At 56.5% G+C, this 25,909-nt stretch carries 22 protein-coding genes; 7 read left to right on the top strand and 15 right to left on the bottom strand.

From position 1 onward, the window contains the following. The first annotated feature begins 9 nt into the window (after positions 1–9). A complete protein-coding gene (locus BT114_RS10310) occupies positions 10–357 on the top strand; it encodes a zinc ribbon domain-containing protein YjdM (RefSeq protein WP_072326390.1) in 348 nt (115 codons plus the stop codon). Here BT114_RS10310 and phrB read toward each other — a convergent pair. From phrB to BT114_RS10295, 3 genes are all read right to left on the bottom strand, one after another. Then, positions 354–1,790, bottom strand: coding sequence for a deoxyribodipyrimidine photo-lyase (gene phrB, locus BT114_RS10305; protein ID WP_072326389.1), 1,437 nt, complete (start codon positions 1,788–1,790; stop codon positions 354–356). The two genes, BT114_RS10310 and phrB, sit on opposite strands and share 4 nt — an antisense overlap. Next, entirely contained in the window at positions 1,787–2,602 is an 816-nt protein-coding gene (locus BT114_RS10300; protein WP_072326388.1) for a MerR family transcriptional regulator, read from the bottom strand. Before BT114_RS10300 ends, phrB begins: the two co-directional genes overlap by 4 nt. An 82-nt stretch (positions 2,603–2,684) precedes the next feature. Then, positions 2,685–3,632, bottom strand: coding sequence for an NAD(P)/FAD-dependent oxidoreductase (locus tag BT114_RS10295; protein ID WP_072326387.1), 948 nt, complete (start codon positions 3,630–3,632; stop codon positions 2,685–2,687). A gap of 109 nt (positions 3,633–3,741) precedes the next feature. Here BT114_RS10295 and BT114_RS10290 point away from each other — a divergent pair, with 109 nt between their 5' ends. Then, complete coding sequence (locus BT114_RS10290; protein ID WP_072326386.1) at positions 3,742–4,629, top strand: TIGR01777 family oxidoreductase; 888 nt, start codon at positions 3,742–3,744, stop codon at positions 4,627–4,629. A gap of 9 nt (positions 4,630–4,638) precedes the next feature. On the opposite strand, the gene BT114_RS10285 is transcribed toward BT114_RS10290, so the two are convergent. From BT114_RS10285 to BT114_RS10275, 3 genes are all read right to left on the bottom strand, one after another. Beyond that, a complete protein-coding gene (locus tag BT114_RS10285; protein WP_072326385.1) occupies positions 4,639–5,502 on the bottom strand; it encodes a phospholipase A in 864 nt (287 codons plus the stop codon). Continuing rightward, complete coding sequence (rapA, locus tag BT114_RS10280; protein WP_072326384.1) at positions 5,502–8,441, bottom strand: RNA polymerase-associated protein RapA; 2,940 nt, start codon at positions 8,439–8,441, stop codon at positions 5,502–5,504. Before rapA ends, BT114_RS10285 begins: the two co-directional genes overlap by 1 nt. Before the next feature lie 156 nt (positions 8,442–8,597). Beyond that, on the bottom strand, positions 8,598–9,134 hold the full coding sequence (locus tag BT114_RS10275; RefSeq protein ID WP_072326383.1) for an ATP-binding protein: 537 nt from the start codon (positions 9,132–9,134) through the stop codon (positions 8,598–8,600). Positions 9,135–9,612: 478 nt separating this feature from the next. Here BT114_RS10275 and amt point away from each other — a divergent pair, with 478 nt between their 5' ends. Next, complete coding sequence (gene amt / locus BT114_RS10270) at positions 9,613–13,014, top strand: ammonium transporter (RefSeq protein WP_072326382.1); 3,402 nt, start codon at positions 9,613–9,615, stop codon at positions 13,012–13,014. A 2-nt stretch (positions 13,015–13,016) separates the two neighbouring features. On the opposite strand, the gene BT114_RS10265 is transcribed toward amt, so the two are convergent. Beyond that, positions 13,017–13,625, bottom strand: coding sequence for a LysE/ArgO family amino acid transporter (locus BT114_RS10265; RefSeq protein WP_072326381.1), 609 nt, complete (start codon positions 13,623–13,625; stop codon positions 13,017–13,019). A gap of 113 nt (positions 13,626–13,738) precedes the next feature. Here BT114_RS10265 and BT114_RS10260 point away from each other — a divergent pair, with 113 nt between their 5' ends. The 3 genes from BT114_RS10260 to BT114_RS10250 all read left to right on the top strand — a co-directional run bounded on the left by BT114_RS10260 (position 13,739) and on the right by BT114_RS10250 (position 17,291). Continuing rightward, positions 13,739–14,623, top strand: a complete 885-nt coding sequence (locus BT114_RS10260; protein WP_072326380.1) for a LysR family transcriptional regulator ArgP — start codon at positions 13,739–13,741, stop codon at positions 14,621–14,623. 118 nt (positions 14,624–14,741) lie between these two features. Continuing rightward, complete coding sequence (locus tag BT114_RS10255) at positions 14,742–16,607, top strand: methyl-accepting chemotaxis protein (RefSeq protein ID WP_072326379.1); 1,866 nt, start codon at positions 14,742–14,744, stop codon at positions 16,605–16,607. Between the two features lie 51 nt (positions 16,608–16,658). Continuing rightward, entirely contained in the window at positions 16,659–17,291 is a 633-nt protein-coding gene (locus BT114_RS10250) for a metallophosphatase domain-containing protein (RefSeq protein WP_072326378.1), read from the top strand. 124 nt (positions 17,292–17,415) lie between these two features. On the opposite strand, the gene BT114_RS10245 is transcribed toward BT114_RS10250, so the two are convergent. From BT114_RS10245 to BT114_RS14905, 8 genes are all read right to left on the bottom strand, one after another. Continuing rightward, the gene (locus BT114_RS10245) at positions 17,416–18,615 is read right to left on the bottom strand and encodes a molybdopterin molybdotransferase MoeA (protein ID WP_072326377.1); all 1,200 of its coding nucleotides are present in this window, start codon (positions 18,613–18,615) and stop codon (positions 17,416–17,418) included. 21 nt (positions 18,616–18,636) lie between these two features. Continuing rightward, the gene (gene moaB, locus BT114_RS10240; RefSeq protein WP_072326376.1) at positions 18,637–19,158 is read right to left on the bottom strand and encodes a molybdenum cofactor biosynthesis protein B; all 522 of its coding nucleotides are present in this window, start codon (positions 19,156–19,158) and stop codon (positions 18,637–18,639) included. Further along, on the bottom strand, positions 19,158–19,481 hold the full coding sequence (locus BT114_RS10235; RefSeq protein ID WP_072326375.1) for a DUF1244 domain-containing protein: 324 nt from the start codon (positions 19,479–19,481) through the stop codon (positions 19,158–19,160). Before BT114_RS10235 ends, moaB begins: the two co-directional genes overlap by 1 nt. Positions 19,482–19,620: 139 nt before the next feature. Next, positions 19,621–20,685 (bottom strand): formate dehydrogenase subunit gamma, encoded by a 1,065-nt coding sequence (locus BT114_RS10230; RefSeq protein ID WP_072326374.1) that lies wholly within the window; start codon positions 20,683–20,685, stop codon positions 19,621–19,623. A 2-nt stretch (positions 20,686–20,687) separates the two neighbouring features. Then, positions 20,688–21,326 carry a formate dehydrogenase FDH3 subunit beta gene (fdh3B, locus tag BT114_RS10225; protein WP_072326373.1) on the bottom strand — a complete coding sequence of 213 codons (639 nt, stop codon included), beginning with the start codon at positions 21,324–21,326 and terminating at the stop codon, positions 20,688–20,690. 17 nt (positions 21,327–21,343) lie between these two features. After that, a complete protein-coding gene (locus BT114_RS10220; protein WP_072326372.1) occupies positions 21,344–24,205 on the bottom strand; it encodes a molybdopterin-dependent oxidoreductase in 2,862 nt (953 codons plus the stop codon). 26 nt (positions 24,206–24,231) lie between these two features. Beyond that, the gene (locus tag BT114_RS10215; protein ID WP_072326371.1) at positions 24,232–24,444 is read right to left on the bottom strand and encodes a hypothetical protein; all 213 of its coding nucleotides are present in this window, start codon (positions 24,442–24,444) and stop codon (positions 24,232–24,234) included. A 3-nt stretch (positions 24,445–24,447) separates the two neighbouring features. After that, on the bottom strand, positions 24,448–24,654 hold the full coding sequence (locus BT114_RS14905; RefSeq protein ID WP_143142819.1) for a hypothetical protein: 207 nt from the start codon (positions 24,652–24,654) through the stop codon (positions 24,448–24,450). 65 nt (positions 24,655–24,719) lie between these two features. On the opposite strand from BT114_RS14905, the gene BT114_RS10210 reads away from it, so the two are divergent. Then, positions 24,720–25,883 carry an HD-GYP domain-containing protein gene (locus BT114_RS10210; RefSeq protein ID WP_072326370.1) on the top strand — a complete coding sequence of 388 codons (1,164 nt, stop codon included), beginning with the start codon at positions 24,720–24,722 and terminating at the stop codon, positions 25,881–25,883. The last annotated feature ends 26 nt before the right edge of the window (positions 25,884–25,909 follow it).

Here is a 25,909-nt window from a genome sequence, read left to right as displayed (position 1 = left end):
GTTGATGCCATGAGTACCCTGCCCCCCTGCCCTGCCTGCGGCTCTGAATACACCTATGAAGATGGCGTGCAATACGTCTGCCCGGAATGTGCTCATGAGTGGACTGCTGGTGAGGGTGCCAGCGATGAAGCAGAAAAAGTCATCAAGGATGCCAATGGCAATCCACTGGCTGATGGCGATACCGTCACCGTGATCAAGGACCTGAAAGTCAAAGGCAGCTCATTGGTGGTCAAGGTGGGCACCAAGGTCAAGAACATCCGTCTGGTGGATGGTGATCATGACATCGACTGCAAGATTGATGGTATCGGTGCCATGAAACTGAAATCTGAGTTTGTCAAAAAGGCATCAGCCGGTTAAGGGCTGCTTCGAAGGGATTCAAAAGCAGCCATGACACGGTCTCTGGCCATTTTTAAATCAACGATGGGTTGTGGGTAGTTTGAACTGCCAAACAGGTCCATTTTATCCACAGGGGGTTGATGAATGGCCTTGTGATCCAGGTGAGCCAGTTCCGGTAACCAGTTCCGGATGAAATCACCCTGAGGATCAAACTTCTGCGACTGGCTGTAGGGGTTGAACAGCCGGAAGTAGGGCACGGCATCGGTGCCGGTGGACGCTGCCCATTGCCAGCCGCCGTTGTTGGAAGCCAGGTCACCATCCACCAGGTGCTGCATGAAAAAAGCCTCACCCACCCGCCAGTCGATCAACAGGTGTTTGCTCAGGAACATGGCGGTCAGCATCCGCAGGCGGTTGTGCATCCAGCCGGTGGCAAGTAACTGGCGCATGGCTGCATCCACCAGCGGGAAGCCGGTCTGGCCGCTTTGCCAGGCTTGCAGGTCACGCTGTACCTTGCTGTTGTTCAGTGATCGCCAGGGCAGGCGTTCGGTTTCCGGCTTGAAAGTGCGGCCTCTGCTGAGACGCGGAAAAGCCAGCAGCAGATTGCGATAAAACTCTCGCCACACCAGTTCAGAAACCCAGCAGCCCGGACCAGTGTTTTTATCACTGATCTGACCGTGGCTGACATGGAGTGCCGCAGCCAGACACTGGCGGACCGACAGAGCACCCACCGCCAGCCAGGGTGACAGGCTGCTGGTGCCATCCAGCGCCGGGAAATCCCTTTGTTGCTGATAAGCCATCAGGCGCTGACCGGAGAAATCCTGCAGGCGTTGCAGGGCTGCTGCCTGTCCGGCAGGCCAGAGGTGCAGGGCAGGATGTTGCGGTAAAACCGGCAGCGGATCTGTTGTCAGTTGGCCTGGATGCTGCGGCTGGGGTTCCGGCAGGGGATGCAGCTTTGCCGTGGGTAAGGCCTGCAACCAGCGACGCCAGAAGGGGGTGAACACACTGTAGGCTTCACCCTTGCCGGTCAGCAGGCTACCCGGCGGCAACAGCAGTTGATCGGTGAAGCGTTGCACAGCAATGCCTGAAGAAAGAAAGACCTGTTCAACCTGTTGATCCCGCTGTTGCTCGTTCCACTCGTATTCATCATTAAACAGCAGGTTACTGACCTGATGCTGTTGTGCCAGTTGCAGCAAGGCAGCAGGTGTTTCTGCAAAGGTTTGCAGCTGCAGGATCTTCAGCGGAATGTTCAGTGTTTGCAGTTGCTGCTGCAGGGCCGCCAGATTGTGCAGCACAAAGGCCGTTTTTAATGCCCCCCAGCCATGTTGTTGCCACTGTGCTGGGGTAATGACAAATGCCGCCAGCACTTCACCCTGCTGGCGTGCCTGATAAAGTGCCGGGTGATCGAGGGTGCGTAAATCCGAACGGAACCACACCAACTGGCGTGCATTGGTCATGGGTTGCGCAGCAGGTTGTAGAGGCTGGTGGCATCCAGTGGTTGTTCAGGACTTAGCAGCACCAGTGGGCCGCGGCCAACTTGTTGCAGCTGTTGCTGCTGTGATGCTGATAACTGCTGATCTGCCAGCAGGATCAATTGCGGGCGGTATTTTTCGGCGCAGTGGCACATGGCTTCAAAGTTCACCGGTTGATCCAGCCAGAATACCTGAAAGTCCGTGTCAGACAGTGCCAGCAGTGCAAAGAGTTGTTCGGCAGGATTGTCCTGGCTCAACAGCAGTACTCTGGGGCCTGACAGGGTGCGGCAGCGGTGCTGCAGGCGTTCACCGATACGGCTGCGCAGGTAACGCAGCAATAAACTGAATGCAGCCGATGCTGCGGGCAGGGTGTTGATCAGTGGGCGTAACAGCTCGCTGACCAGTTGGTGACCGGGCCAGCGCAGGTAAGCATCACAAAACAACAGGTCGAGGCGTTCCTCGTCAAGCTGCTCAAGGCTGTTGCGCAGTTGTTGTTGCAAGGTCTCCCAGTCGCCCGCTGGTTGCACCGGCATGGGCATTTCCGGTGGCTGATCAAGCAGGTCACCGACCTGGCTGACACTGACGCCTTTGTCCAGCCATTGCAGGATGCGGCGTACGTTTTCAATGTCCTCTGCGGAATAAAGCCGGTGCCCCTTGGGGGTGCGCTGCGGAATGACCAGGCCGTAACGCCTTTCCCAGGCACGCAGGGTGACGGTATTAACACCGGTCAGGCGTGACACTTCACGAATTGGGTACAGGGGGCTGTTACCCTGCTCCTCCTGGTTTTCGTGTGCCATGTTTGCCTCCATTTGGGTACCGGTGATTTTGGGTTGTTGCGCAGTTTACATTAAAAAGGTCACTACTGCAGTGTGGGTACAGCTATTGTACAGGTCTGCTTAAGGCCCGGGCCAACAAGTTGCCGGATAACCAGGCATGTTCAGCCTGGTCACCCAGACAGAAGTCGCCGCAGAGGGCCAAGCCTGTCTGGTTATCAAGCAGAAAAGGTTGTTTCAGCGCCTGAGTGGTGAAGCCATACAGCCAGCGATGTGCTTCCAGCAGCAGCGGCTCAGGGGTTTGCTGGCATGCCGCCCAAAGCTCAAAAAGCTGTCTGGCCACCTGCTCGGCAGGCAAGTGCTGGTGTGCTTCACTCCACTGACAGTCTGCTTCGATCACCCAGCGCTGCAGGTGATGTGCTTGTCCTGGTTTGTCATTCAACAGGGTGCAACGCCTCAGTGGCACAGCAGGCGACTGGGTTTTCCGGGTGTGGAGCCCTGCTGGTAAAACAAAATAAGCAACCCACACCGCTTGTTGTTGTGCCTGCTGCAGCGCGGTCGCAAGACTGCTGCCGCAGGTTTCCAGCAGCGCCAGTGCCTGAGTGGCTGGAATTGCCAGTGTCACCTGATCAAAGGGGCCATGCTGCTGACCTTGATCATCCGTCAGCCACCAGCCATCTGGGTGTTGCTGCAGTTGTACAATGCGTGTCTGGCACTGAAGTGCATCAGGGGTGGCAAGGGATTCCGCCAGTTGGCGTGTCAGATGGCTCATCCGCCCGGGTGGGTAAAAGTGCAACTGGTCTTCACTTGTCAGCCAGCCTTGTTTCTGCCATACCTCAAGTTGAAGCTGGAAGGTTTCTGATTCAGCGCCAAGCGACTGACACCCCAGATCAAAGGTGGTTTCCAGGCGTCGCCGACTGGACAGGCGACCACCGGGGCCGCGAGCCTTTTCAAACAGGGTGACCCGATGCCCCTGCCCCTGCAGTTTCAGTGCACAGCTCAGGCCGGCCAGGCCAGCACCAATAATGGCGTGATGGGGAGTGGATAAATGCATCTTAAACTGGCTTCCGAAGTAAGAGTGTCTGCTGTAAGCTTAGAATGAATGTGCTTTTTGTTCAAGTATTGTATAGTTATTGTACGTCTTGTTCGCGTTGGAGGCAGTTATGCGCATACTCATCACCGGTGGTACAGGTTTTATTGGGCAGGCTCTTTGTCCCCTGTTGGCTGGGCAGGGACATCAGTTGGTGCTGTTGTCACGTCAGCAAAAACCTCGTTTGCCACGAGGGGTGACCGATCATGTGCAGAAACTGGATGCACTGGAGCGGGATTCGGTCCAGGCCGTGATTAATCTGGCCGGTGCAGGTATTGCCGATCAGCGCTGGACACCTGAGCGCAAGCAGGAGCTGGTGGATTCCCGCGTGAACACCACCCGGCAACTGGTTGACTGGATGAAGGAGCAGTCTCTGCCACCCAAGGTACTGATTTCCGCTTCAGCAGTGGGTTATTACGGTGAGCAGGGTGATGCAGAAATCACCGAAGCAACACCGCCAATACCCGGCTTCACCCATGATTTATGCCGGGCCTGGGAGCAGGAAGCTTTGCAGGCTGAAGCAGCAGGTATACGCGTGTGTCTGGTGCGCACCGGGGTGGTCCTGGATCAAGGGGGCGGCTCTCTGGGAAGGATGTTGTTGCCCTTCCGACTGGGTCTGGGAGGACGACTGGGTAACGGGCAGCACTGGTTTCCCTGGATTCATCGTCAGGATATTGCAGCGATTTATGCCTGGTTGCTGAAGCAGGATGAGGCGCGGGGAGCTTACAATGCCAGTGCACCTCAGCCAGTGACCAATGAAGCATTCACCCGGGCACTGGGTAAGGCATTGCACCGGCCAACCCTTTTCCCCATGCCGGAAAAAATGCTGCGGCTGCTGTTCGGTGAGCTGGCCGAGTTGCTGCTGGTCAGTGACCGGATGTTGCCTCAAAGGTTGCTGCAGGAGGGTTATCGCTTTCAGTATCCCGAACTGAATCAGGCTTTGCGAGCCATCCTGCGTTAAGCCTGCTGATCAGCGAACGATGGCCAGTCCAATACGAAGGATTGGCCCGGTTTTCTCATCGTAAGTCAGCAGGCTTTCACCGTAGCCATGAAAATACCGGATGAACAAAAAACCACCTGTGCGGAGTGCAATCGGGGTGCGGATGGGATAAGTAAAGTCCAGTTGCAGGCTGTGATGTCCAGCCTTGCCGTAGCGATACTGGCTATGCATCACCCAGCCGTCTTCACTACCATAACGCAGATTTAACTCACCATAACCTCGGTAGTCGGTGATGTCTGGGTTTTCGAGGCCTTTACGCAGATAAAGTAATAAACGTGGAAAGGCGACCAGTTCACGATCGGCCAGGGTCCAGCTCCAGGCGGGCTGCAGAAAGAGGGCATCGGTGCTACGCGAAAGTTCAGCATCCTGACCATTGGATTCATGGGCGTAACCAAAAGCGACCAAGTCGGTAAAGGCTGTATCTGTAAGTGCCCAGAAGAAAGAGGGTTTGTAGCTGGTGTCTTCAAATGGCAGGGAATCCGCTGACCAGTTCCACAGGCTGGTCTGGGTGTAGCTGAGGTAGAAGTTTTCCAGCCAGGGTCTGCCTGCCACCATGGGTGATTGCAGGTCAAAAATACGGTATTTGAAGCTGAACTGAAATTGGGCTTTGATGTCTTCCCCGTACTCGCCGCCGGCAATCAGGTACATGGGCTCAAAGACACTCAGTGCCGGGACCTCGTCACTGTTAAATGTATCCAGCACACTGGCCTGTTGCCGATCAATATGGCTCGGCAAGGTTACAGCTGCCGGTAAGGCGTCACCTGTTGCTTGAGCTGTGGATGCAAGTACCGTGAAGGCATGCAGCGCCAGCAACAGGTGAGCATGTTTTTTCATCATTCCTGTCCAGTAGTGGTGACAATCACTCGTACGGCGTCCATACGCAGGGTGGCGCAGTTGAGTGCCTGATCCAACTGTTGGCGCAGTTGTTCCAGTCGGGTGATTTCTTCCGGGCGCAGGGCTGGATTCTTTTCAGTCAGAGCCTTCAGACGGGCAATTTCAGGGTCCAGCAGGGCACGCATTTGTTGCTGGGCACTTTCCAGCAGGGATGGCAGGTGATCTTGCGCCAGGTTATCAGCCTTGTCCAGCAACTGGCGCAGTTTTTCCTGGCGTTGTTTAACCACTTCACGCGCCAGGCTCTTTTTCATTTTCAGCAGCTGTTTTGACAGGCCTTTAAAGCCCACCTTGCCGCTCAGGTCGTTGCCACTGGCATCAAGCAGCAGCCGCAGGCTTTGTGGGGGCAGGTGGCGCTCAACATTCAGGCCGTGCTGTTGAGGTGTATCCAGGCAGAAAAACACCTCCATCAGCAGGGTGCCTGGCGGCAGTGCCTGATTTTTCAGCAGTGCCACGGTGGCATTGCCCTGTACTGTGGTGGTGGCAGCTTCCAGGCAGTTGCGGGTGAGCGGGTGTTCCCAGGTCAGGAAGTGCAGGTCATCACGGGCCAGTGCCTTGTCACGCAGGAAGGTGCCGGAGCTGCCTTCTTCCATATCAAAGTGCACATCATTGAATACTGCTGTGTCGGATTCTTGTCCCGGTTTCAGGTACCAGGTATGTTCGTCTAGATCCTCGTTCTGGATGCGGTAAACATCCAGCGCTACTTCCAGATACTGGCGTAATTCCTTGTCAAAGCTGGCATCTGCCAGTTGCTCGATCAGCTGTGCACTGATTTCGGGGCGATGGGAAGCCAGCTCAAGCAGACGGTGACGCCCTGCTTCCAGCTCAATTTCAGCGGCCTGGCGGGCAGCCTGCACTTCTGGAATCAGATCTTCGGTATCCATCACACCTTCCAGCAGGTTGTGCAAGGGTTCGCGGAATGTCTGCCACAGTGCTGCACCGACCGGACGTGGGCCGGTAAACTGGTCCAGTCCACGATCACACCAGGCCAGCCAGGCTGCCTGGGGGGTATCCAGCAGGTAGGGTAGGTAAATCTGCACGCTGCGGGTCTGGCCGATGCGGTCCAGGCGACCAATGCGTTGTTCCAGCAGGTCGGGGTGGGCTGGCAGGTCAAACAGGATCAAGTGGCAGGCAAACTGGAAGTTGCGCCCTTCACTGCCGATTTCCGAGCAGATCAACAGCGGTGCACCATCGTCTTCATCCGCAAACCAGGCAGCAGCACGATCCCGCTCAATCAGTGGCATGTCTTCATGGAACACGGCCGCCAGCAGACCACTACGACGTCGCAGCGCTTCACTCAGCTCCAGTGCGGTGTCGGCGTGGGCGCAGATCAGCAGCACTTTTTCATCGCGCAGGGTATCCAGCTTTTCCAGTAGCCAGTCAACACGCGGATCAAATTGCCACCACTGGCCTTCTTCCCGCTGTTGGGTGGCATAAAGGCGCTCGGGATAAAGACCGGCATAGGGCCAGGGATGGCCGGTCAGGGCTGCGGCCATCAATTGTTTGTGAGGCTGGTCAAACTGGTTCAGTACTTCCCGGTAGACTTCCGGGCACTCCAGAGGTGAGGCATGCAGTTGGCGTTCAGGAAAGCCAGGGACACTGGCGCGGCGGTTGCGGAACAGTACCCGCCCGGTGCCGTAACGATCCAGCAGTTGTTCAATCAACTGCTGACGTGCCTGATCGCGTTGTTCATCACTGCTTTGGGGGTGCTCCAGCAGGCTCAGCAAGGCCTGGCTGTCCTGACTCAGGCGCTCAAGCAGCAGTTGACGTTCCTGGTCTGTCAGAGGCTCCTTGCGCTCCAGTCGGGTGATGGCTTCAGCGCAGCTGCGGTAACCAGCCTCTTCGGCCAGAAAACGATCCAGTTCAGGGTAGCGTGCCGGGTCCAGCAGGTGTAATTGGGCAAAAAAGCCCGCTTCACCGGATTGTTCCGGGGTGGCGGTCAGCAACAACAGGCCGGGAACCTGCTCAGCCAGTTGCCGAACACACTCATAAGCCGGGCTGGCCTCATCCGGGGACCAGTTCAGGTGGTGAGCTTCATCAACAATCAGCAGATCCCAGGATTCGTTCAACACCTGAGCAAAGGCGGTTGGGTCCTGTTCCAGCCAGGTCAGGCTGGCGAGGGCAATGGGTGCATCAGCAAAGGCGGCTTCAGTGGCTGCCACCCGGTCAGCATCCACCAGTGTGACCGGTAATCCGAAGCGGCGCAGCAGCTCAACCAGCCACTGGTGGCAGAGGCTGCCGGGCACCAGAATCAGCGCACGACGGGCGCGTCCGGTGATCAGTTGCTGGTGCAGGATCATACCGGCTTCAATGGTTTTACCCAGTCCCACCTCATCGGCCAGCAATACGCGGGGTGCCAGACGCTGCCCCACTTCATGGGCAATATAAAGCTGGTGAGGAATCAGACCCACACGGGGGCCGCGCAGCCCGCGTAACGGGTCACCGGCCAGCCGTGTCTGGGCCTGACGGCTGAGGGCACGCAGCAGGTATTCATTGTTGCGATCCAACTGGCCGGTAAGCAGTCGCTCACGCGGTCCCTGAAAGCTGATGCTGGCATCCAACTGGGTTTCCTGTACTTCGACCCACGCACCCTCCGGGTTTTCACCCAGATACACCAGTAGTCCGTCCACTTCCTTGCTGTCTTCCACCCGCATTGTCCAGCCGTCCTGATGGCTGAGGGTGTCACCTTCACTGAAAGCCACACGAGTCAGTGGTGCGCTGCTGGTGGAGTAGACACGGGTTTCGCCCTTGCCTGGGAACAATAACGTCACGCTGCGACGATCACACTGCAGGATGGTGCCTAGTCCCAGCTCCACCTCGGCATCACTGATCCAGCGTTGACCGGGAATATAGGAAGGGCGGGCAGCAGAACGGACGGACATCAATACACTCCAGCGGGGCTTGCGGGGAAAAAGGGCGCTATCTTAGCGGATCAGGCCGATCAGCCCAAGGGATAAAAAAGCCACACAGGGAGGAGTTGCTTCAGAAGCCCGGAATCAAATGCGTCAGATCAGGTGCTTCGGATCAGATACCTCAGATCAATAGTCCAGTCGGATACGTGTCAGCCGTCCACCTTCAAGGCTTTCAAAGTGACTGGACAGGGCTTTGATCAGTAATAGCCCACGACCACTGGCCTGTAAGTTGTTGTTGGTTGCAGCGGTATTGTTGTATGCGTGCCAGCCACGGCCATTGTGACTGACCTGCAATTGCAGAAATCCGGGCATGTGCGGAGCTGTCCAGCACAGACTGGTGGTGATCTGACGGTGTTGCTCCAGCTGTTGCAGGCGTTGCTGCCGCAGGTGGTAAAAGCGAGAAAAACCGTCTTCCTGATCCTTGAGTGAAGAAGGTAACTCCAGTAAACCATGATCAATGGCGTTGTTGATCATTTCTGAGGCCAGGGTAAAGACTTTCTGGCAGATGGGCAGTGGGAAGCCTTGTTGCTGCAGGGTGTCAGCAAAATGATGGTGGATTTGCTGCTGTGTCAGGGATTGACCTGAGCAGACACGCAGCAGACTGCCTGCGCCGCAGGGTGAGAGCGCCTTATTGGTTGCAATGGGGCTGAACACCGCATTCATGGATAGGTCCTTTAATCTTCCGTGTTGATCCAAGGCTTCTTAAAGCAAAGTGGAGTTTATAATTCAATTAAAGGCTTTTATCAATGCCTTTAATATGTTGGTCTGGCGGATATTACTTTTTTATGATTTTTCATTAATTTTTTCTGACCGAATGTTCATTTGTGGTGCGTGATGAGCGGTATGCACCTGAATTAAACCCTTTCATCTTGTGGTTATTCGGTGGTTGCAGAGGATGGTGGTGGATGAACCTTTTGTAAGGTGGATGGTGATCTTATTCTGATTTAATGCAAGCTGTTCATTTGTTTATCTTAATATGACTGTTGCTCCATATTTTTGATTCGTTGCTTCACTGCATGTGCAGTATATAAAATCATGTATGGCATAAAGATTGCTTCAAAGGACATGAATTCTGGTTGTTGTGAGTCAGTGTTGCAGGTCTGTGATATGAACCAGGCAGTGGCAACGGGAGCGTAACAGAATGGAAAAGGAAGCAATTGATGCGCTGTGGTTGTTGTTGGCGGCGATACTGGTTTTGCTGATGCAGGGTGGGTTTTTGTGTCTGGAGTCGGGGCTGACTCGTAGCAAGAACGCCATCAATGTTGCCTTGAAAAATGCCTTCGATCTGCTGGTGGTTGTGGTGCTCTACTGGCTGGTTGGTTTTGCTTTGATGTTTGGTAATCCTTCCGGCTGGTGGCCGGAAGCACGCTGGATTGCGGCCGACTTCAGTCAGCTGGGTTGGCATGAAGCCGGGTTTTTCTTTTTTCAACTGACCTTCTGTGCCACGGCGGCAACCATTGTTTCAGGTGCCATTGCTGAGCGCAGCCGTTTTTTCACCTACGTGATGTTAACCGTATTAATTACGGTGCTGGTCTACCCAGTGGTTGGGCACTGGGCCTGGAGCAGCGCATTCAATGGCCATGAAGGCTGGTTGGAGCGCCTGGGGTTTGTGGATTTTGCGGGCAGTACCGTGGTGCACAGTGTGGGTGGTTGGGTGGCCCTGGCTGCGGTGCTGGTGATTGGTCCCAGGCAAGGGCGTTTTGATGCCGAAGGTCGCGTGCAGGAGATTCCAGGCAGCAATCTGCCGTTGGCGATGCTGGGGATGCTGTTCTTCATCTTTGGTTGGCTGGGTTTTAATGGTGGCAGCACCCTGGCCTTCACTGCTGCCGTCCCCGGTATCATCATCAACACCCTGCTGGCCGGTGCTGCCGGTGGCATCGTGGCGTTGCTGGTGAGTCAGCGATGGCAGGAAGGGCAGCGTGTTACCCCCTTGACCATTAACGGCACCCTGGCAGGACTGGTGGCAGTCACGGCTTCTGCACATGCCGTTTCAACGCCTGCGGCTTTATTGATTGGTGTGATTGGCAGCCTTTGTATGCTGCTGGCAGAGCGATTGTTATTACGCTGGCGACTGGACGACGCCATTTCTGCGGTGCCGGTGCATCTGGCGGCAGGCATCTGGGGAACACTGGCCGTAGCCTTGTTTGGCCGGGCCGAACAACTGGATACGGGGCTGGGGTGGTTTGCCCAGTTGCAAGTGCAGTTACTGGGTGTGCTGGCCATCGGCCTTTACTCTTTCACCCTGGCGCTGGTGTTTCTGCTGGTGCTGCGCCGCTGGATTCCTTTGCGCGTCAGTGCAACCGGTGAACAGGAAGGCCTGAATGTGTCTGAACACGGGGCGCGTACCGAGCTGAATGAACTGCTGATGGCCATGGCCAGGCAGGAAAAAAGTGAGGACCTGCAGCAGCGGGTGCCGGTGGAGCCTTTTACCGAAGTGGGTCAGATTGCCGCCCAGTACAACCGGGTGATGGACAAGCTTAATCGCATGGTGAGTCGTACCCGTCTGATTGTGCGGGATATCCGTGACGGGGTGATCACCTTCACCGGGCAGGGCATCATCACCAGTATCAATCCCGGGGCAGAACATCTGTTCGGTAAAGCCCGGCATGAGCTGGTTGGTCAGCCGACCCGTATGTTGTTGCATCAGGATTGCCAGCATCTTTACCCGCGCATTCAGCCGGACCAGCTGTTCCCGGCACTGGCTGCCGGTGCCAGCGAAGGGCCTCATGAGTTGGTGGTGCGCAGGCAAGATGGTTCAGCTTTTTATGTTGAAATCACCACTGCCGCCAGCCCGACCGAAGGCGGGGTGCAATACAGCGCTGTGATTCGTGATATCAGTGAACGCAAGCGCATGGAGGCACAGTTACATCGCCATTCTGAGCTGGCTCAGGTGACACTGGAGGCCATTACCGAAGGCGTCATCACCTGTGATGCGCTGTTTCAAACCATCTACCTGAACCCGGTGGCAGCCCAGTTGACCGGATGGCCATCACGCCAGGCTTATGGCAAGCCCCTGCAGCAGGTGTTGTCACTGCAGGGAGGCGATCAAGAGCCGCTGAATCTGGAGTCACTGTGTCAGAGTCGTCGCAAACAGTGTTTGCAGTTGCTATCCAGTAAAGGCGCACGTGCGGATGTGGAAGTGACTCCTGCTCCCTTGCATGACCATCAGGGGCATCCAATCGGTTGGGTGCTGGTGCTGCAGGATGTTACCCACAGCAACCATCTGCAGCAGCAACTGAGTTTTCAGGCGATCCATGACACCTTGACGGGTCTGGTCAATCGCCGTGAATTTGAGCATCGGTTACAGGCGATGATTCAGGATGTTGGTCAAAACCAGAGTGAGCACATCCTGTGTTACATGGATCTGGATCAGTTCAAGATTGTGAACGACACCTGTGGTCACCGCGCCGGTGATCTGTTGTTGCGGCAACTGGCGGACACGCTGAAACCACTGCTGCGCCAGAGCGATACGCTGGCTCGGCTGGGGGGCGATGAGTTTGGTGTGCTGCTGAGTCATTGCCCACTGCAGCGCGGCCAGGATATAGCCGAGAAACTGCGTCAGGTGGTGTGTGATTTCCGCTTCAGCTGGGAAGGGCGAGTGTTCAGTGTCGGAGTCAGTATCGGGCTGGTGCCCTTGCAGTCACCCTGTGGTGATCTGGATGAAGTGCTGACCTGGGCAGACACAGCCTGTTATGCGGCTAAAAATCTGGGGCGCAACCGGGTGCACCTGTACACCCCGGATAGCAGTGAAGTACAACAGCAGACCCAGCAGGTGCAATGGGTGAATCGCATCCAGCAAGCCCTGGATCAGGATCTGTTTCGCCTTTATTGTCAGCCAGTGTTGCCATTAAATACGACAGAACCACTGTTGCCCCACTACGAAATCCTGTTGCGCTTGCAAGACCCACAGGGGCAGGTGGTGCCACCGGGTGCCTTCATACCCTCGGCAGAGCGCTTTAACCTGATGCCACAAATTGACGCCTGGGTGATTCGTAATACCCTGGCCTGGATGGGCGATCAGTTGCGCTCCAGCAATCGACCGCTGTTGTGTGCCATCAACCTGTCCGGTGCCTCCATCGGTGATCCCCATTGCCTGCAGGTCATTCGTGAGCAGATTGAGCGGCATCGGGTGCCCGCCCATTACATCTGCTTTGAAATCACTGAAACCACCGCCATGGCTGATCTGATGCTGGCGCGGGATTTTATTACCGAATTAAAAAAACTCGGCTGTCGTTTTGCGCTGGATGACTTCGGCAGTGGTCTGTCTTCTTTTGGCTATCTGAAACAGCTGCCGGTGGACTATTTGAAAATTGACGGCATTTTCATCCGGGAGCTGGCCGATAACCCCATTGACCAGGCGATGGTGGCATCCATCAACAACATCGGTCACATCATGGGGCTGAAAACCATTGCCGAGTTTGTTGAAAATGCAGCAACCCTGGAGGTGCTGCAGCAACTGGATGTGGACTTTGCCCAGGGTTTTTATCTGGGGCAGCCGCAACCGCTGGAGCAACTGGGCAATGTTCGGGTGATGCCGCGCTGATGTCAGAGCACTAAAGACAGTGCTATCACAACCAGCAACAGCCCCATCACCAGATCAAACACTCGCCAATGGGCGGGTGATTTCAGCCAGCTCGCCAGATGGCGTGAGCCACGGGTCAGCAAGGTGAACCAGCTGGCGGAAGCGGCTGCAGCACCCACCACAAAAGCAAAGGGATCAGCCTGCTGGGCACCCACACTGCCAATCAATACCAGTGTATCCAGATACACATGAGGATTGATCAGCGAAATCAAAGCCGCCTGGCCGGCCAGCTGCAATGCGCTGGCACCGGAAGGACCGCTGCTGGCCACCAGCCCACCAGACCCTTGCCAGGCACGCAGCAAGGACTGGCTGGCCAGCCACAATAATAACAACACACCCAGCCAGGTCAGCACCGGCACCAGTTCCGGCAGTAAGGATTGAACCTGTGCCAGACCGAATACACCAAGGGCAATCAACAGGGTGTCCAGGGTGATGCAAACCGCTGCAATCACCGCAGGATGTTCACCGCGCATGCTTTTACCCATCACCCAGGCGTTCTGTGCACCAATTGCCACTATCAGGCTGATGGTGACCAGATAACCGGTGAGCAAGGCAGTGATGACGGGGGACATGCTGAAACTCCTCAGTGGTAATGCAGTGTGCAAGCGATTGGCTGGTTGAAGATTGTCCAGTGGGTTAATCTATTCGTCTAACGAATAAATTTACTGATTCATAAGAGTTGCTAATGATTGACTATCGGTTGTTGCAGGCGCTGGTGGCAGTGGTCCAACAGGGTGGTTTTGAGCGTGCTGCCCGGCAGTTGCACTTAACCCAATCGGCCATCAGTCAGCGGATTCGTCAGCTGGAAGAGCAACTGGGTCAGCCGGTTCTGTTGCGCAGCACACCACCGGAACCAACCGCTTTAGGATTACGGCTGTGCAACCACTTCCAACAGGTACGCCAGCTTGAAGCCGGTCTGGGGCTGGATGCAGAAGCCTCTGCACAGCAGGTGATCCGTTTAACCACCAATGCAGACTCGCTGGCCACCTGGTTGCCTGCGGCCCTGGCTGAGGTTGAGTCTGAAAGTGGTATCCAGGTGCAGTATGAACTGGTGGTGGAAGATCAGGATGTTGGGTTGCGGCGCATGAAACGTGGCGAAGTGATGGCTTGCCTGTGCAGCAGCGCCCAGCCGGTGAATGGTGGCAAGGTTGCAGCATTGGGCAGCATGCGTTATCGCGCCTTGCTGAGCCCTGGATTAAGGCAGGCTTCGGCGGCCCTCATCCCGGATGCGGTGCATCAGATTCCCTGTCTGGTGTTCAACCGGGATGACCGTCTGCAACATCGATTTCTGAAAGAGCAACTGGGTCTGGAGCAGGAACCCCAGCAGATCCATCTTTGCCCTTCCTCTGAAGGTTTTGTGCAGATGGCCCGGGCCGGGCTGGGGTTTGGCATGGTGCCGGAGCTGCAGGTGCAAGCCCTGCTGGCCAGTGGTGCGCTGGTGGATCTGATACCCGGTCGCTGGCTGGATATTCCCTTGTACTGGCATTGCTGGCAGACGGAAAGTCCGCTGCTGGCCTTGTTGCGTCAGGCTGTCATCCGGCAGGCGGCCACTTCGCTTTCATCAGCCTGAAATGCTTCTGGCAAAAAATACTTCGTGCTTTTGTGGTTTTTGAACTATTCCTTTTAAAGAAACAGGACAGAAGTTTGTTTGATACGTCATGGAAGGCACTACTTTCAGGACAAACAAAATGAAACTCTCCTTTCAGAACAAGTTACTGCTTTCCGTTGCAGCGCTGTTATTGCTGGCGTTATTGCTGCTCGGCGGGCTGGCGGGGCACCTGCTGCGCAGTGAACTGAACCAGGGGCTGCGCAGTGAAATCAACAACAACCTGCGCCTGATCCACAGTCGCGCCTCGGCCTGGCTGGAAGGCAAGTCAGCCCTGATTGAATCCCTTGCTGCCCACCTGCCTGATGACCAGTCACAATGGCCCACAGCCCTGACGCTGGCACGTGAAGCCGGAGGGTTTGGTCTGGTGTATGTAGGCACGGAACAGGGTGAAATGATTCAGTCCCGCCCCAGTGTTTCCTTACCAGCAGGTTTTGATCCGCGTGTCAGACCCTGGTATCAACAGGCGCGAGAGCGGCGTGGTCTGGTGGTGACCCCTCCCTATCTGGATGCTGGTACCGGGGATCTGGTGATTTCCATGGCCATGCCACGTCGAGCCAATGACCGGGATGTGATCGGCAGTGACCTGGCCATCACGGCGGTGGTACAGGAGCTGCTGGCAACCGATCTGCGCTGGACTTCACAGGTGTGGATGCTGGATCGACAGCAGCAGGTACTGGCCCATCCTGATGCGGTTTATCTGAGCCGCAATGCCACGGAGTTATTGGGTGGCGTGGCTCCGCCAGCACAAGGGCAGCAGTTGGAAGTGCGTTACGAAGGGCGAGACTGGATGGCAGCCAGCATCAGTGTGCCGGAGGCCGGCTGGACGTTTCTGCTGCTGGTTGATGAAGCGGAGGCGCGAGCCGGTCTGGTGGCCCTGGCCTGGCGTGTGGTGGTTTTTTCGGTGGTGATCATTCTGATCAGTTGTGGCTTGCTGTTCCTGCTGGTGAATCTGTTGATTCAGCCGGTCAAGCGGCTGGCAGTGGCACTGGAGCAGATTTCCGAAGGTGAGGCTGATTTAACCCGTCGTCTGGAAGCGGATCGGGATGATGAATTCGGGCGCATGAGTCAGGCGTTTAACCGCTTTGTGGAGCGCCTGCAGCACATCATGCAGCAGGTAACCCAACTGACACACCAGCTGGATCAGGACGCTGAAGCCGGACGTCGGGCCGCCGCAGAAAATCTGCAGCAACTCGAAGGCCAGCAGATGGAAATCACCCAGCTTGCCAGCGCCGCACACCAGATGTCGGTCGCCACTGAAGAAATAGCCGGTAATGCAGAAAGCACCGCCAGTCAGGCACAAGATGCAGCCTCCTCCACTCGTGAAGGGTTAAAGCTGGTGGAAGCCAATCGTCAGGGGGTATCCGATCTGGCTGGTCAGTTGACCCAGGGCATGCAGACACTGCAGCAGGTGGATGATCAGGTGCAGCAGATCACCGGTATTCTGGTCACCATCCAGGGGGTGGCAGAACAAACCAACCTGTTGGCACTGAATGCAGCCATTGAAGCAGCTCGCGCCGGTGATCATGGTCGCGGTTTTGCGGTGGTGGCTGACGAGGTGCGGGCCTTGTCACAACGCACCCAGGGTGCCACGGAAGAAATTCGCCAGATGATTGATGCCCTGCAGAAATCAACGGATGAAGCAGTGGCGCGCATGCAGGCCTGCCATCAACAGGCAGGCAGCAGTGTTGAAGACAGTGTTCGTGCTGCCGAGCGCTTGAAGATGATTGATCAGGCCAACACCCACATCAGTGACATGGCGGTTCAGATTGCCAGCGCTGTGGAAGAGCAGAATGCAGTGACTTCGGAAATTTCCGGCAATACTGAAAAAATCCGTACTGCATCTGACCAGTTGGCCGAACAGGCAGAGGCCGGGCGCCGCCGGTCTGAGCAACTGCGTGCTGCAGTGACCGGTTTAAGGAACTTGACCGACAGCTTCAAGGTATGATGCCATGCAGGGAAGCAGTGAGTGCATAGGAAGGTTGCTGAGGAAGGTTGCATGCGATTGGTACTGGTGAGTGATACCCATGGACGACATGAAGAGCTGGTGTTGCCGGAAGGGGATTGCCTGATTCATGCCGGGGATTTTTCTTCCGGCTGGCAGTTGGAGGATGTGGCGGCTTTTTTGCAGTGGTTTGCCGGGCAGCCGCATCGCCACAAACTGCTGATTGCGGGTAACCATGATCGGTGCTTTGAAGCCCTGCCGGAGCAGATGCTGCAGCTGATACCCGAGGGAGTGATCTATCTGCAGGATTCCGCTTGTGAGCTGGAAGGCATAAGGGTCTGGGGCAGCCCCTGGACACCGCGTTTTTTTGACTTTTCCTTCATGTTGTCACGTGGTGAACCCCTGGCTGAGCGCTGGCGGCGGATTCCTGATGATGTGGAGTTATTGATCACTCACGGCCCGCCCCATGGGCTGGCTGATCAGACCAGCACCGGTGAACATGTCGGTTGTGAGGATTTAAAACAGCGCCTGCAACAGCTGCCGCAACTCAGATTGCATGTCTGTGGCCACATCCATGAGGGTTACGGCATCTACCCAGACCGTTCAGGTCGACACACCACCGTGAATGCCAGCAGCTGCCGCTGGGCCGATCCGGGACTTAACCCGCCATTGGTGCTGGACTTCTAAGAAACCCCTGATTAACTACTTTGCTGGCTTATGCTGTGTTGAAATTGGCCTCAAAATGCTCATTTACTCTGTGTAAACTCCGCTTTTTCAGCCAATTTCGCCTTGCCTAACCTTCTGAGGTTTCTCAGTAGCGCATGAACGCTATTGGATCACCGGGCTGGATGTTGCTGCCCGGTGGCAAAATGGCCAGTGCATTGGCCCAGACTACTGAGCTGAGCACACCGGAGTTCTGATTGCTGAAGGCCTGCAGTTGCCACTGGCCCTGATGCAGTTCAGCACGCACTCGCAGGTATTCCTGACGGATCTGGGTGCTGGCGCTGAAACCGGCCACTCCCTGCTCCAGTGGCAGGGCTCCTGATGCAGTTTGCCCGGCCAATCGAGCCAGCAGCGGGCGTAAAAACACCTGGGCTCCGACAAACACCGACACCGGATTACCCGGCAAGCCCAGAAAGGCCGCCTTGCCGATCTGGCCGAAGGCCACAGGTTTACCGGGTTTCATGGCCAGTTTCCACAGCCTCAGTTGCCCGAGTGCTTCCACCGCCGGTTTGATGTGATCCTCTTCGCCGACCGAAACACCCCCTGTGGATAAAATAAGGTCTGCCTGTTCAGCGGCCAGGCGTAATGCCTGCTCGGTTGCTGCGCGGGTATCCGCAATCGGTCCCAGATCCAGCACTTCAGCGCCCAGCGCATGCAGCAGGCCGGTCAGCAATGGGCGATTGGAGTTGTAAATCTGCCCCGGCAACAGCGGCTGGCCGGGTTCCACCAGTTCATCACCGGTGGCCAGCAATGCCACTTTCGGACGCCGGAATACCAGAATCTTGTTTAAACCACTGCTGGCCAGCAGCCCCAGGTGCCGATAATCCAGCCGGGTGCCTGCCGGCAGCAGTTCTTCACCGGTTTTGATGTCCTGCCCGCAAGGGCGAACATTCTGCCCTGCACGGATATCTGCCGGAATCACTGCCTTGCCATCGGCACTGATCTCGACCACTTCCTGCATCACCACACAGTCAGCTCCAGGCGGAATCTCCGCACCGGTGAAAATCCGTGCACAGGTGCCCGCTTGCAAAGGCTGAGGTGCAGTGCCAGCGGTGATGCGCTGTGAAACCTGCAGTGGCTGACCGGCATCCCGGTGATGCAGGGCATAACCATCCATGCCGGAGTTGTCAGCCGGTGGCACATTCACCGTGGCGTTGATGGACTGCGCCGTGACCCGACCGGCAACCTGCCTCAGCGGCAACCACTCGACTTCCTGCAAGGGGTGCAGGGTTTCCAGCATGTGTTCAAGTGCAGTGGCAACGGGGATCAGGGCAGGTGTCTGGGTCATGTTGAGGCTCTTGAGTGTGAATCAGCTGTGCAGTTGTTTGCCATGCAGCAGGATACCAACAAAGTTACAGGGTTTGTGGCGGGCATCCAGTTGTTCCTGCAGGATGTTGTTCCAGCCGGTTTTGCAGGCGCCGGTGGAGCCGGGCAGGCAGAAGATGGCGGTGCGATTAGCGAGTCCGGCCAGGCAGCGAGACTGGATGGTGGATGAACCGATTTCGTCATAAGACACCTGACGGAACAGCTCACCAAAACCTTCAATTTCGGTATCAAACAGCGGGCGCAGTGCTTCCGGGGTGGAGTCCCGACCGGTAAAACCGGTGCCGCCGGTGGTCAGGATCACCTGAATGGCGGGATCAGCAATCCACTGGCTGACCACGGCGCGCATCTGATACACATCATCCGGGATCAGCTGGCGCTCGGCCAGTTGGTGCCCGGCTTCCTGCAATAACTTGATCAGGGTGTCACCGGATTTGTCTTCGGCCAGGGTGCGGGTGTCGGACAGGGTCAGTACAGCAATCTGCAACGGAATGAAGTCCTGTGCCATCAGTGATCACCCCGTGCCTTGCGGGCGGCTTCACGCTCGGCAAAAGCCTTTAACTGAGCTTCGGTGGCCGGTTGCTGATACAAGTCCTTCCACTCTTCATAAGGCATGCCATAGACCATTTCGCGGGCTTCATCGTAGTTGAGCTCCACGTCCTGATCTTCGGCGGCGGCCATCAGCCATTTGGCCAGGCAATTGCGGCAGAAGTCCGCCAGAATCATCAGATCGATGTTCTGCACGTCTTTGTTGTTATCCAGGTGTTGCAGCAGGCGGCGGAAGGCTGCTGCTTCAATTTCAGTCTGGATCTGGGGATCAAGGGCTTTCATCAGTCAGGACTCCTGTACTCAATCAAAAGAAAAGGCAAAGCCATCTGCGGGATGATAGCCATAAAGGCCTGACCATGACAGCCAGTAAAAAGGCTTCAGCCATTTCATCAATGGCTGAAGCCTGGAGGAACAGCAGTGTTCAGGAGGCCTGAGTTGGATTGGCTGCTGTCTGACTGTTACCCGCTTTGCGGGCTTCCAGCTCGGCTTCGTCGATGGCCTGATCCTTCACAGCGTGATACCAGAGGTCATGATGCTGTTTGGCCCAGCTTTCATCCACGTAACCGGTTTTCATGCCTTCAAAAGCACCCTCGGTTCCGGCGGTGCCGATGTAGATGTGGCCAAAAGAGGCAGCCATCAGAATCAGCGCGCCGATGCCATGCACCAGCAGGGTGATCTGCATGGTTTCACGGCTCTGGCCGAAGTTGGGGAAATCGGCAATCAAGCCGGAAATCACCACCGTCAGGCCGACAAAGGTGACAATCCAGAACCAGACCTTTTCACCACCATTCAGGTAGCCAGCCTGGGGATGACCTTTACCGACAATACCGCCACCCTTGGCAAACCACTTCAGGTCCACCCGGTTAAAGGCATTGTGGCGAATCCATTTCAGGATCATGGCCAGCAGTCCCAGTGCAAACAGGGGCCCAAGGTAGTTGTGGATGTTCTTGGCTGCGGTCATGAAGGCCGCCCAGACTCCACCGGGCAGGATCGGCTGCAGAAACCACTTGGCATACAAGAGCATCAGCCCGGTGAAACCCAGGATGATGAACAGGCTGGCCACATACCAGTGAATGGTGCGATCCATCCGGGTCCAGCGCTCGATCTTGCGACCGGTGCGCGGATGCTCCAGCTTGACCGGGCCGACCAGCAGCCAGAACAGCAGGATGCCGGCAGCACTGCCACCCAGCGCAATCAGGCCACCGGGGGATACCCAGTGGTTGCGCCAGTTGCGCCACTGTTCACCCTGAACCATGATCAGCGTTTCGGCACCCGGGCTGCGGGAGCTGGTGGTACCGGTAACGCCGCCCTGCACATTCCGCCAGTAGTCGGATGTGGTACCCGGCAAGGTTTGCATCAGCTCCTTGCGGGCATCTGCGGGTGGGCCGCCCTGAGGTTGGGCCACTGAAGGCAAGCTGAATAAACAGCCTGCCAGCAGCAGCGCAACCAGGCTGAACCAGCCGCGGTTACGCTTGCGGTATTTCATGATTAGCTTCTCGCTGCATCAGTGGCCAGTTCGGCAGCCTGACGAGCCAGCTCGCTCAGGCCGGGTTCCTGCTGGGTGGCACCCCAGGCACCATTTCTGTGACCACGGTAAACGACCCGCTCACGGAAGATGTCTGAAACTTCCTGTGCATCACCCGCCAGCAGTGCCTTGGTGGAGCACATTTCGGCACAGAGGGGCAACTTGCCGTCTTTCAGACGGTTGGCGCCGTACTTCTGGGCTTCCAGTGCCGGATCGGCTTCCGGGCCACCGGCACAGAAGGTGCACTTGTCCATCTTGCCGCGGGCACCAAAGGCACCCTGTTTCGGGAACTGTGGAGCGCCGAAGGGGCAGGCGTAGAGGCAGTAACCGCAACCGATGCAGGTGTCCTTGTTGTGCAGGATCAGACCGTCTTCAGTGGGGTAGAAACAGTTGGTCGGGCAAACGGCCATGCAGGGTGCATCAGAACAATGCATGCAGGCCACGGAGATGGAAACTTCCTTGCCGATTTCACCGTCATCCAGGGTAACCACGCGGCGGCGCTGAATGCCCCATTCGGTTTCGTTGGCGTTTTTACAGGCCGTGACACAACCGTTGCAGTCGATGCAGCGCTCTGAGTCACACAAAAATTTCATACGAGCCATGGTGTTCTCCTCAGGGATCAGGCTGCTTCAATACGGCAGACAGTGGTTTTGGTTTCCTGCATCAGGGTGACCGGGTCGTAACCGTAGGTGGTTACGGTATTCACGGCTTCACCGGATACATAGGGTGCACTGCCTTCCGGATAGCGGTTACGCAGGTTCTCGCCCTGGAAGAAACCACCAAAGTGGAAAGGCATAAAGGCCACGTTGCGGTCCACCCGATTGGTGACCAGTGCCTTGACCCTGGCCTTGCCGCCTTCCGGCCCATAAACCCAGACATCCTGACCATCACGAATGCGCAGGCTGTTGGCATTGAAGGGGTTGATCTCCACAAACATGTCCTGCTGCAGTTCTGCCAGCCAGGGGTTGGAGCGGGTTTCATCACCACCACCTTCATACTCAACCAGACGACCGGAGGTCAGAATGATCGGGAATTCGGCTGAAGTGTCACGCTGCTGAATCGACTTGTAGAGGGTCGGCAGACGGTACAGGGCTTCAAAGTCATCCCAGGTTGGGTATTTGGCAACCAGATCACGACGGGTGGTGTAGAGCGGCTCGCGGTGTTTTGGAATGGCATCCGGGAAGGTCCACACAATGGTCCGGGCCTTGCCGTTACCAAAGGGCGCCACACCATGCTTGATGGAGACACGCTGGATACCACCGGAGAGGTCGGTTTTCCAGTCCTTGCCTTCAGCAGCTGCTTTTTCCTCGGCGGTCAGATCATTCCACCAGCCGAGCTGTTTCAGCAGGTTGGCAGAAATTTCCGGGTGACCGTCACCGATTTCGTTACCCACCGGAGCGGAGCCTTCGGCCAGCAGGGTGACACCGTTACGCTCCACACCGAAGTTGGCACGGAAGCCCAGGCCACCGTCCTTAACGGCCAGGCTGGTGTCATACAGGATGTGGGTGCCAGGGTGTTTCATTTCTGGCGTACCCCAGCAAGGCCACGGCAGACCGTAAAAATCACCATCTGCTTCAGTGCCAACGGCACGCAGGCTGGTGAAGTCAAAGGCATGCCAGTTCTGCTGATGGTACTTCAGACGCTCCGGGCTCTGACCGGTGTAACCGATGGTCCACATGCCACGGTTGTATTCACGCACGATGTCTTCAATCAGCGGCTCGTTGCCATTGATGGTGATGTTCTTGAACAGCTCTTTTTCGTAGCCCAGTTTTTTCGACAGCAGATACATGATCTCGTGGTCGGTTTTGGACTCAAAGTGAGGCTCAATCACCTTGTCGCGCCATTGAATGGAGCGGTTGGAAGCAGTCACCGAGCCGTAGGTTTCAAACTGGGTACAAGCCGGCAGCAGGTACACACCATCGGTGCGGTCGTTCATGACAGCGGCAACCGTCGGATAGGGGTCGACAATCACCATCATGTCCAGCTTTTTCATGGCTTCGCGCATTTCCGGGCCACGGGTCTGGGAGTTCACTGCATGACCCCAGTAGAGGGCAACACGCAGGTTGTCTTTCTGGGAGATCTTTTCCTTGTCTTCCAGTACCCCGTCGACCCAGCGAGACACAGTGATACCACTGGTGTGCATGGGTTTGCCACCACGGTAGGTGTTCTGGTCAAAACGGTTTTGAATCCACTCGTAATCCAGACCCCAGACACCGGCCCAGTGACGCCAGGAACCTTCGGCCAGACCGTAATAACCGGGCAGCGAGTCGGACAGTACACCAAAGTCGGTGGCACCCTGTACGTTGTCGTGACCACGGTAGATGTTGGCACCGGCACCGGATTTACCCACGTTACCCAGTGCCAGCTCCAGAATGCAGTAAGCGCGGGTGTTGTTGTTACCGGTGGTGTGCTGAGTACCACCCATACACCAGACAATACAGCCGGGGCGGTTGTCGGCCAGCATCTTGGCCACTTTATACATCTGGGCTTCACCCACACCGGTGATGTCTTCCACGACCGATGGTGGGAATTGCTGCACTTCACGGCGGATTTCATCCATGCCGTAAACACGCTGTTTGATGAACTCCTTGTCTTCCCAGCCGTTGGCAAAAATGTGCCACAGCAGACCCCAGATAAAGGCCACGTCAGAACCGGAGCGAATGCGTACATACTCATCAGCCTTGGCTGCAGTACGGGTATAACGCGGATCAACCACCACCACCTTGCAGTTGTTGCGCTCTTTGGCAAGCAGGGTGTGCTGCATGGAAACCGGGTGGGCTTCAGCGGCGTTGGAACCAATGAACAGGATCGACTTGCTGTTCTGCATGTCGTTGTAGCTGTTGGTCATTGCACCGTAGCCCCAGGTGTTGGCTACACCGGCCACTGTGGTGGAGTGACAGATACGGGCCTGGTGCTCCACGTTGTTGGTGCCCCAAAGGGAGCCCATTTTACGGAACATGTAGGCCTGTTCATTGTTGAACTTGGCAGAACCCAGCCAGAAAATGGAATCAGGACCGGATTCCTGGCGAACCTGCAGCATCTTGTCGCCGATTTCGTTGATGGCCTGTTCCCAGGAGAGTTTTTTCCACTTGCCGCCTTCCAGCTTCATCGGGTATTTCAGGCGACGGGTGGAGTGACCGTGGTAACGCAGTGCAGCACCCTTGGCGCAGTGGGCACCCTTGTTGATCGGGTGGTCAAAGGCGGCCTCCTGGTAAGTCCAGACACCTTCCTGCACGTGGGCATAAACACCACAACCTACCGAGCAGTGAGTACAGATGGTGCGCTTCACTTCCACCGGAGCGCTGGATTTGGCTGTCTGTGCATCGGCCTTGCGAATCATGCCCTGACCCAGCAGGCCGGTGGCAGCCAGACCACCGGCAGCGACACCGGTTCCTTTCAGAAAGCCGCGACGCGAGACGCCGAGTCCTTCACTCTGAGCTGCTTCGGTTTCGGCAGCCGTTTTTTTTCTGGTTAAACGCATCTTGTTTCCCCTTTGTTCTGGTCTGCTCAGCGGCAACTGGCGTAATAAGCGCGGATGTGATCGGATTCGCGGTAACCCTGTACCTGATCATCCATCACAGGCGTTTCAACCGGTTCGCTGCTGGCCATGGCGGTGCCTGCAGCAGCAGCCAGACCGGCAGCCGCCGAGGCACTGGCCAGGCCTTTCAGGAAACGGCGGCGTTCAGCCTGAACCGTTGCGCTGGTGTTATTGTTTTGCATGATTCATCCCCATCTTTCTTCTGAGTTGTCATTTAACCTTCTTTCTTTTGCAATCCGGGAGCCAGAAATCGAAGGCGGAAGAGGAAGAAAAATCCGCCCGAAATCCGTATGACTGGTATGGAAAAAGAGTGGATGGGTCATTTTGACCCGGTGTTCTGGAGAGGCATGGCTTTTTGTCGCATGCAGGCTACGCTGGATCATCAGAGTCATGCAGCGACCTGGTGTGTTATGGGGTAAGCTGCTGTCAGATGGGTTGCCGGTGAGGGCGTTGCAGAATGGGTAAGCTGAAAAAACTGGTGCAGGGTGAACTGATTGTCGGAGACAAGGCACCCTTTAATGTTTATACCCACAGCCGGGTGCTGCTGTTGGCGCGTGGTGCTGAGGTTGAACATGAGCAGCAGGTGGCTTCCCTGCTGATGCAGGGTTATCTGGACCCTGATGAAAAACGCATCAACCGCGGTGGTGATACCACCGAAGTTCAGAGCCAGCGTTATACCAGTGATTTAAACCCTTTTCTGGAGCTGGAGGGTTTTTACCAGCAACTGCTGAAATTGCACCACACCCTGAATGAAGGCCGCAAACCCGGTGGTTTGCCGCGTGGCATCCGTGACATGGCTGAGCGCCTGTTGTTATTGGCGGCACGCATGCCTGATGCACTGCTGGGTGCTGCACATTGGCCGGTAGCCCGGCAGTCTGTCAGCTTAATGCAATCACTGCGTTCAGCCGTATTGCTGGCCGTAGTGGTGCAGCGCATGCAGCAGGTAGAGGAGCCGGTATCCCTGTTATGTGCAGCTTTAACAGCTAATTTGAGTGTGCTGGAACTGCAGGATTTGCTGAGTCAGCAGCAGGAAGGGCTGAACCCGATCCAGAAAAGTCGCATTCTGGGGCATCCTGAAAAATCAGCCTTTTTATTGCAGAGTCTGGGTGTTGAGGATGAGGTCTGGTTGGAAGCCGTGCTGCAGCATCATGAACGGCTGGATGGCACGGGTTATCCGCGACACCTGAAGGGCCGCGCCATTGGTGTGGGCGGTCGGCTGCTGGGGCTGGCAGACAGTTATGCCGCCATGACCCAGGTGCGTCAGTACCGTTCACTGCTGACACCGCGCCAGGCATTAAAGGAGTTGCTGGGCGGTGAAAACCGCCAGATGGATGCGGAGCTGGGCAGTCAGTTTCTGGCTCAGCTTGGCATTTACCCACCCGGCAGTGTGGTGTTGCTGGCCAATGGTGATACGGCTGTGGTGACCGCTCGGGGCCAGCATCTGGCCGAGCCGGTTTGTGCAGCGATTCGTGCCTCCAGCGGACAAACCTATATTCCTCCACCCAGACGCGATACCAGTGATCCCTCACTGGCCATTAACAAACTGCTCGGGCAGGAGCTGCTGAGCAAACTGCAACCCTTCCTGTTCTGGAATATTGCTGCAGCCAGAGCCTTGCGTTAAAGGCTTCTACTCTGGAAGCCTCTGAT

It is taken from the genome of Marinospirillum alkaliphilum DSM 21637, assembly GCF_900119735.1.
Classification (GTDB): Bacteria; Pseudomonadota; Gammaproteobacteria; order Pseudomonadales; family Halomonadaceae; genus Marinospirillum; species Marinospirillum alkaliphilum.
This window is presented reverse-complemented; position numbering and strand designations above follow the sequence as displayed.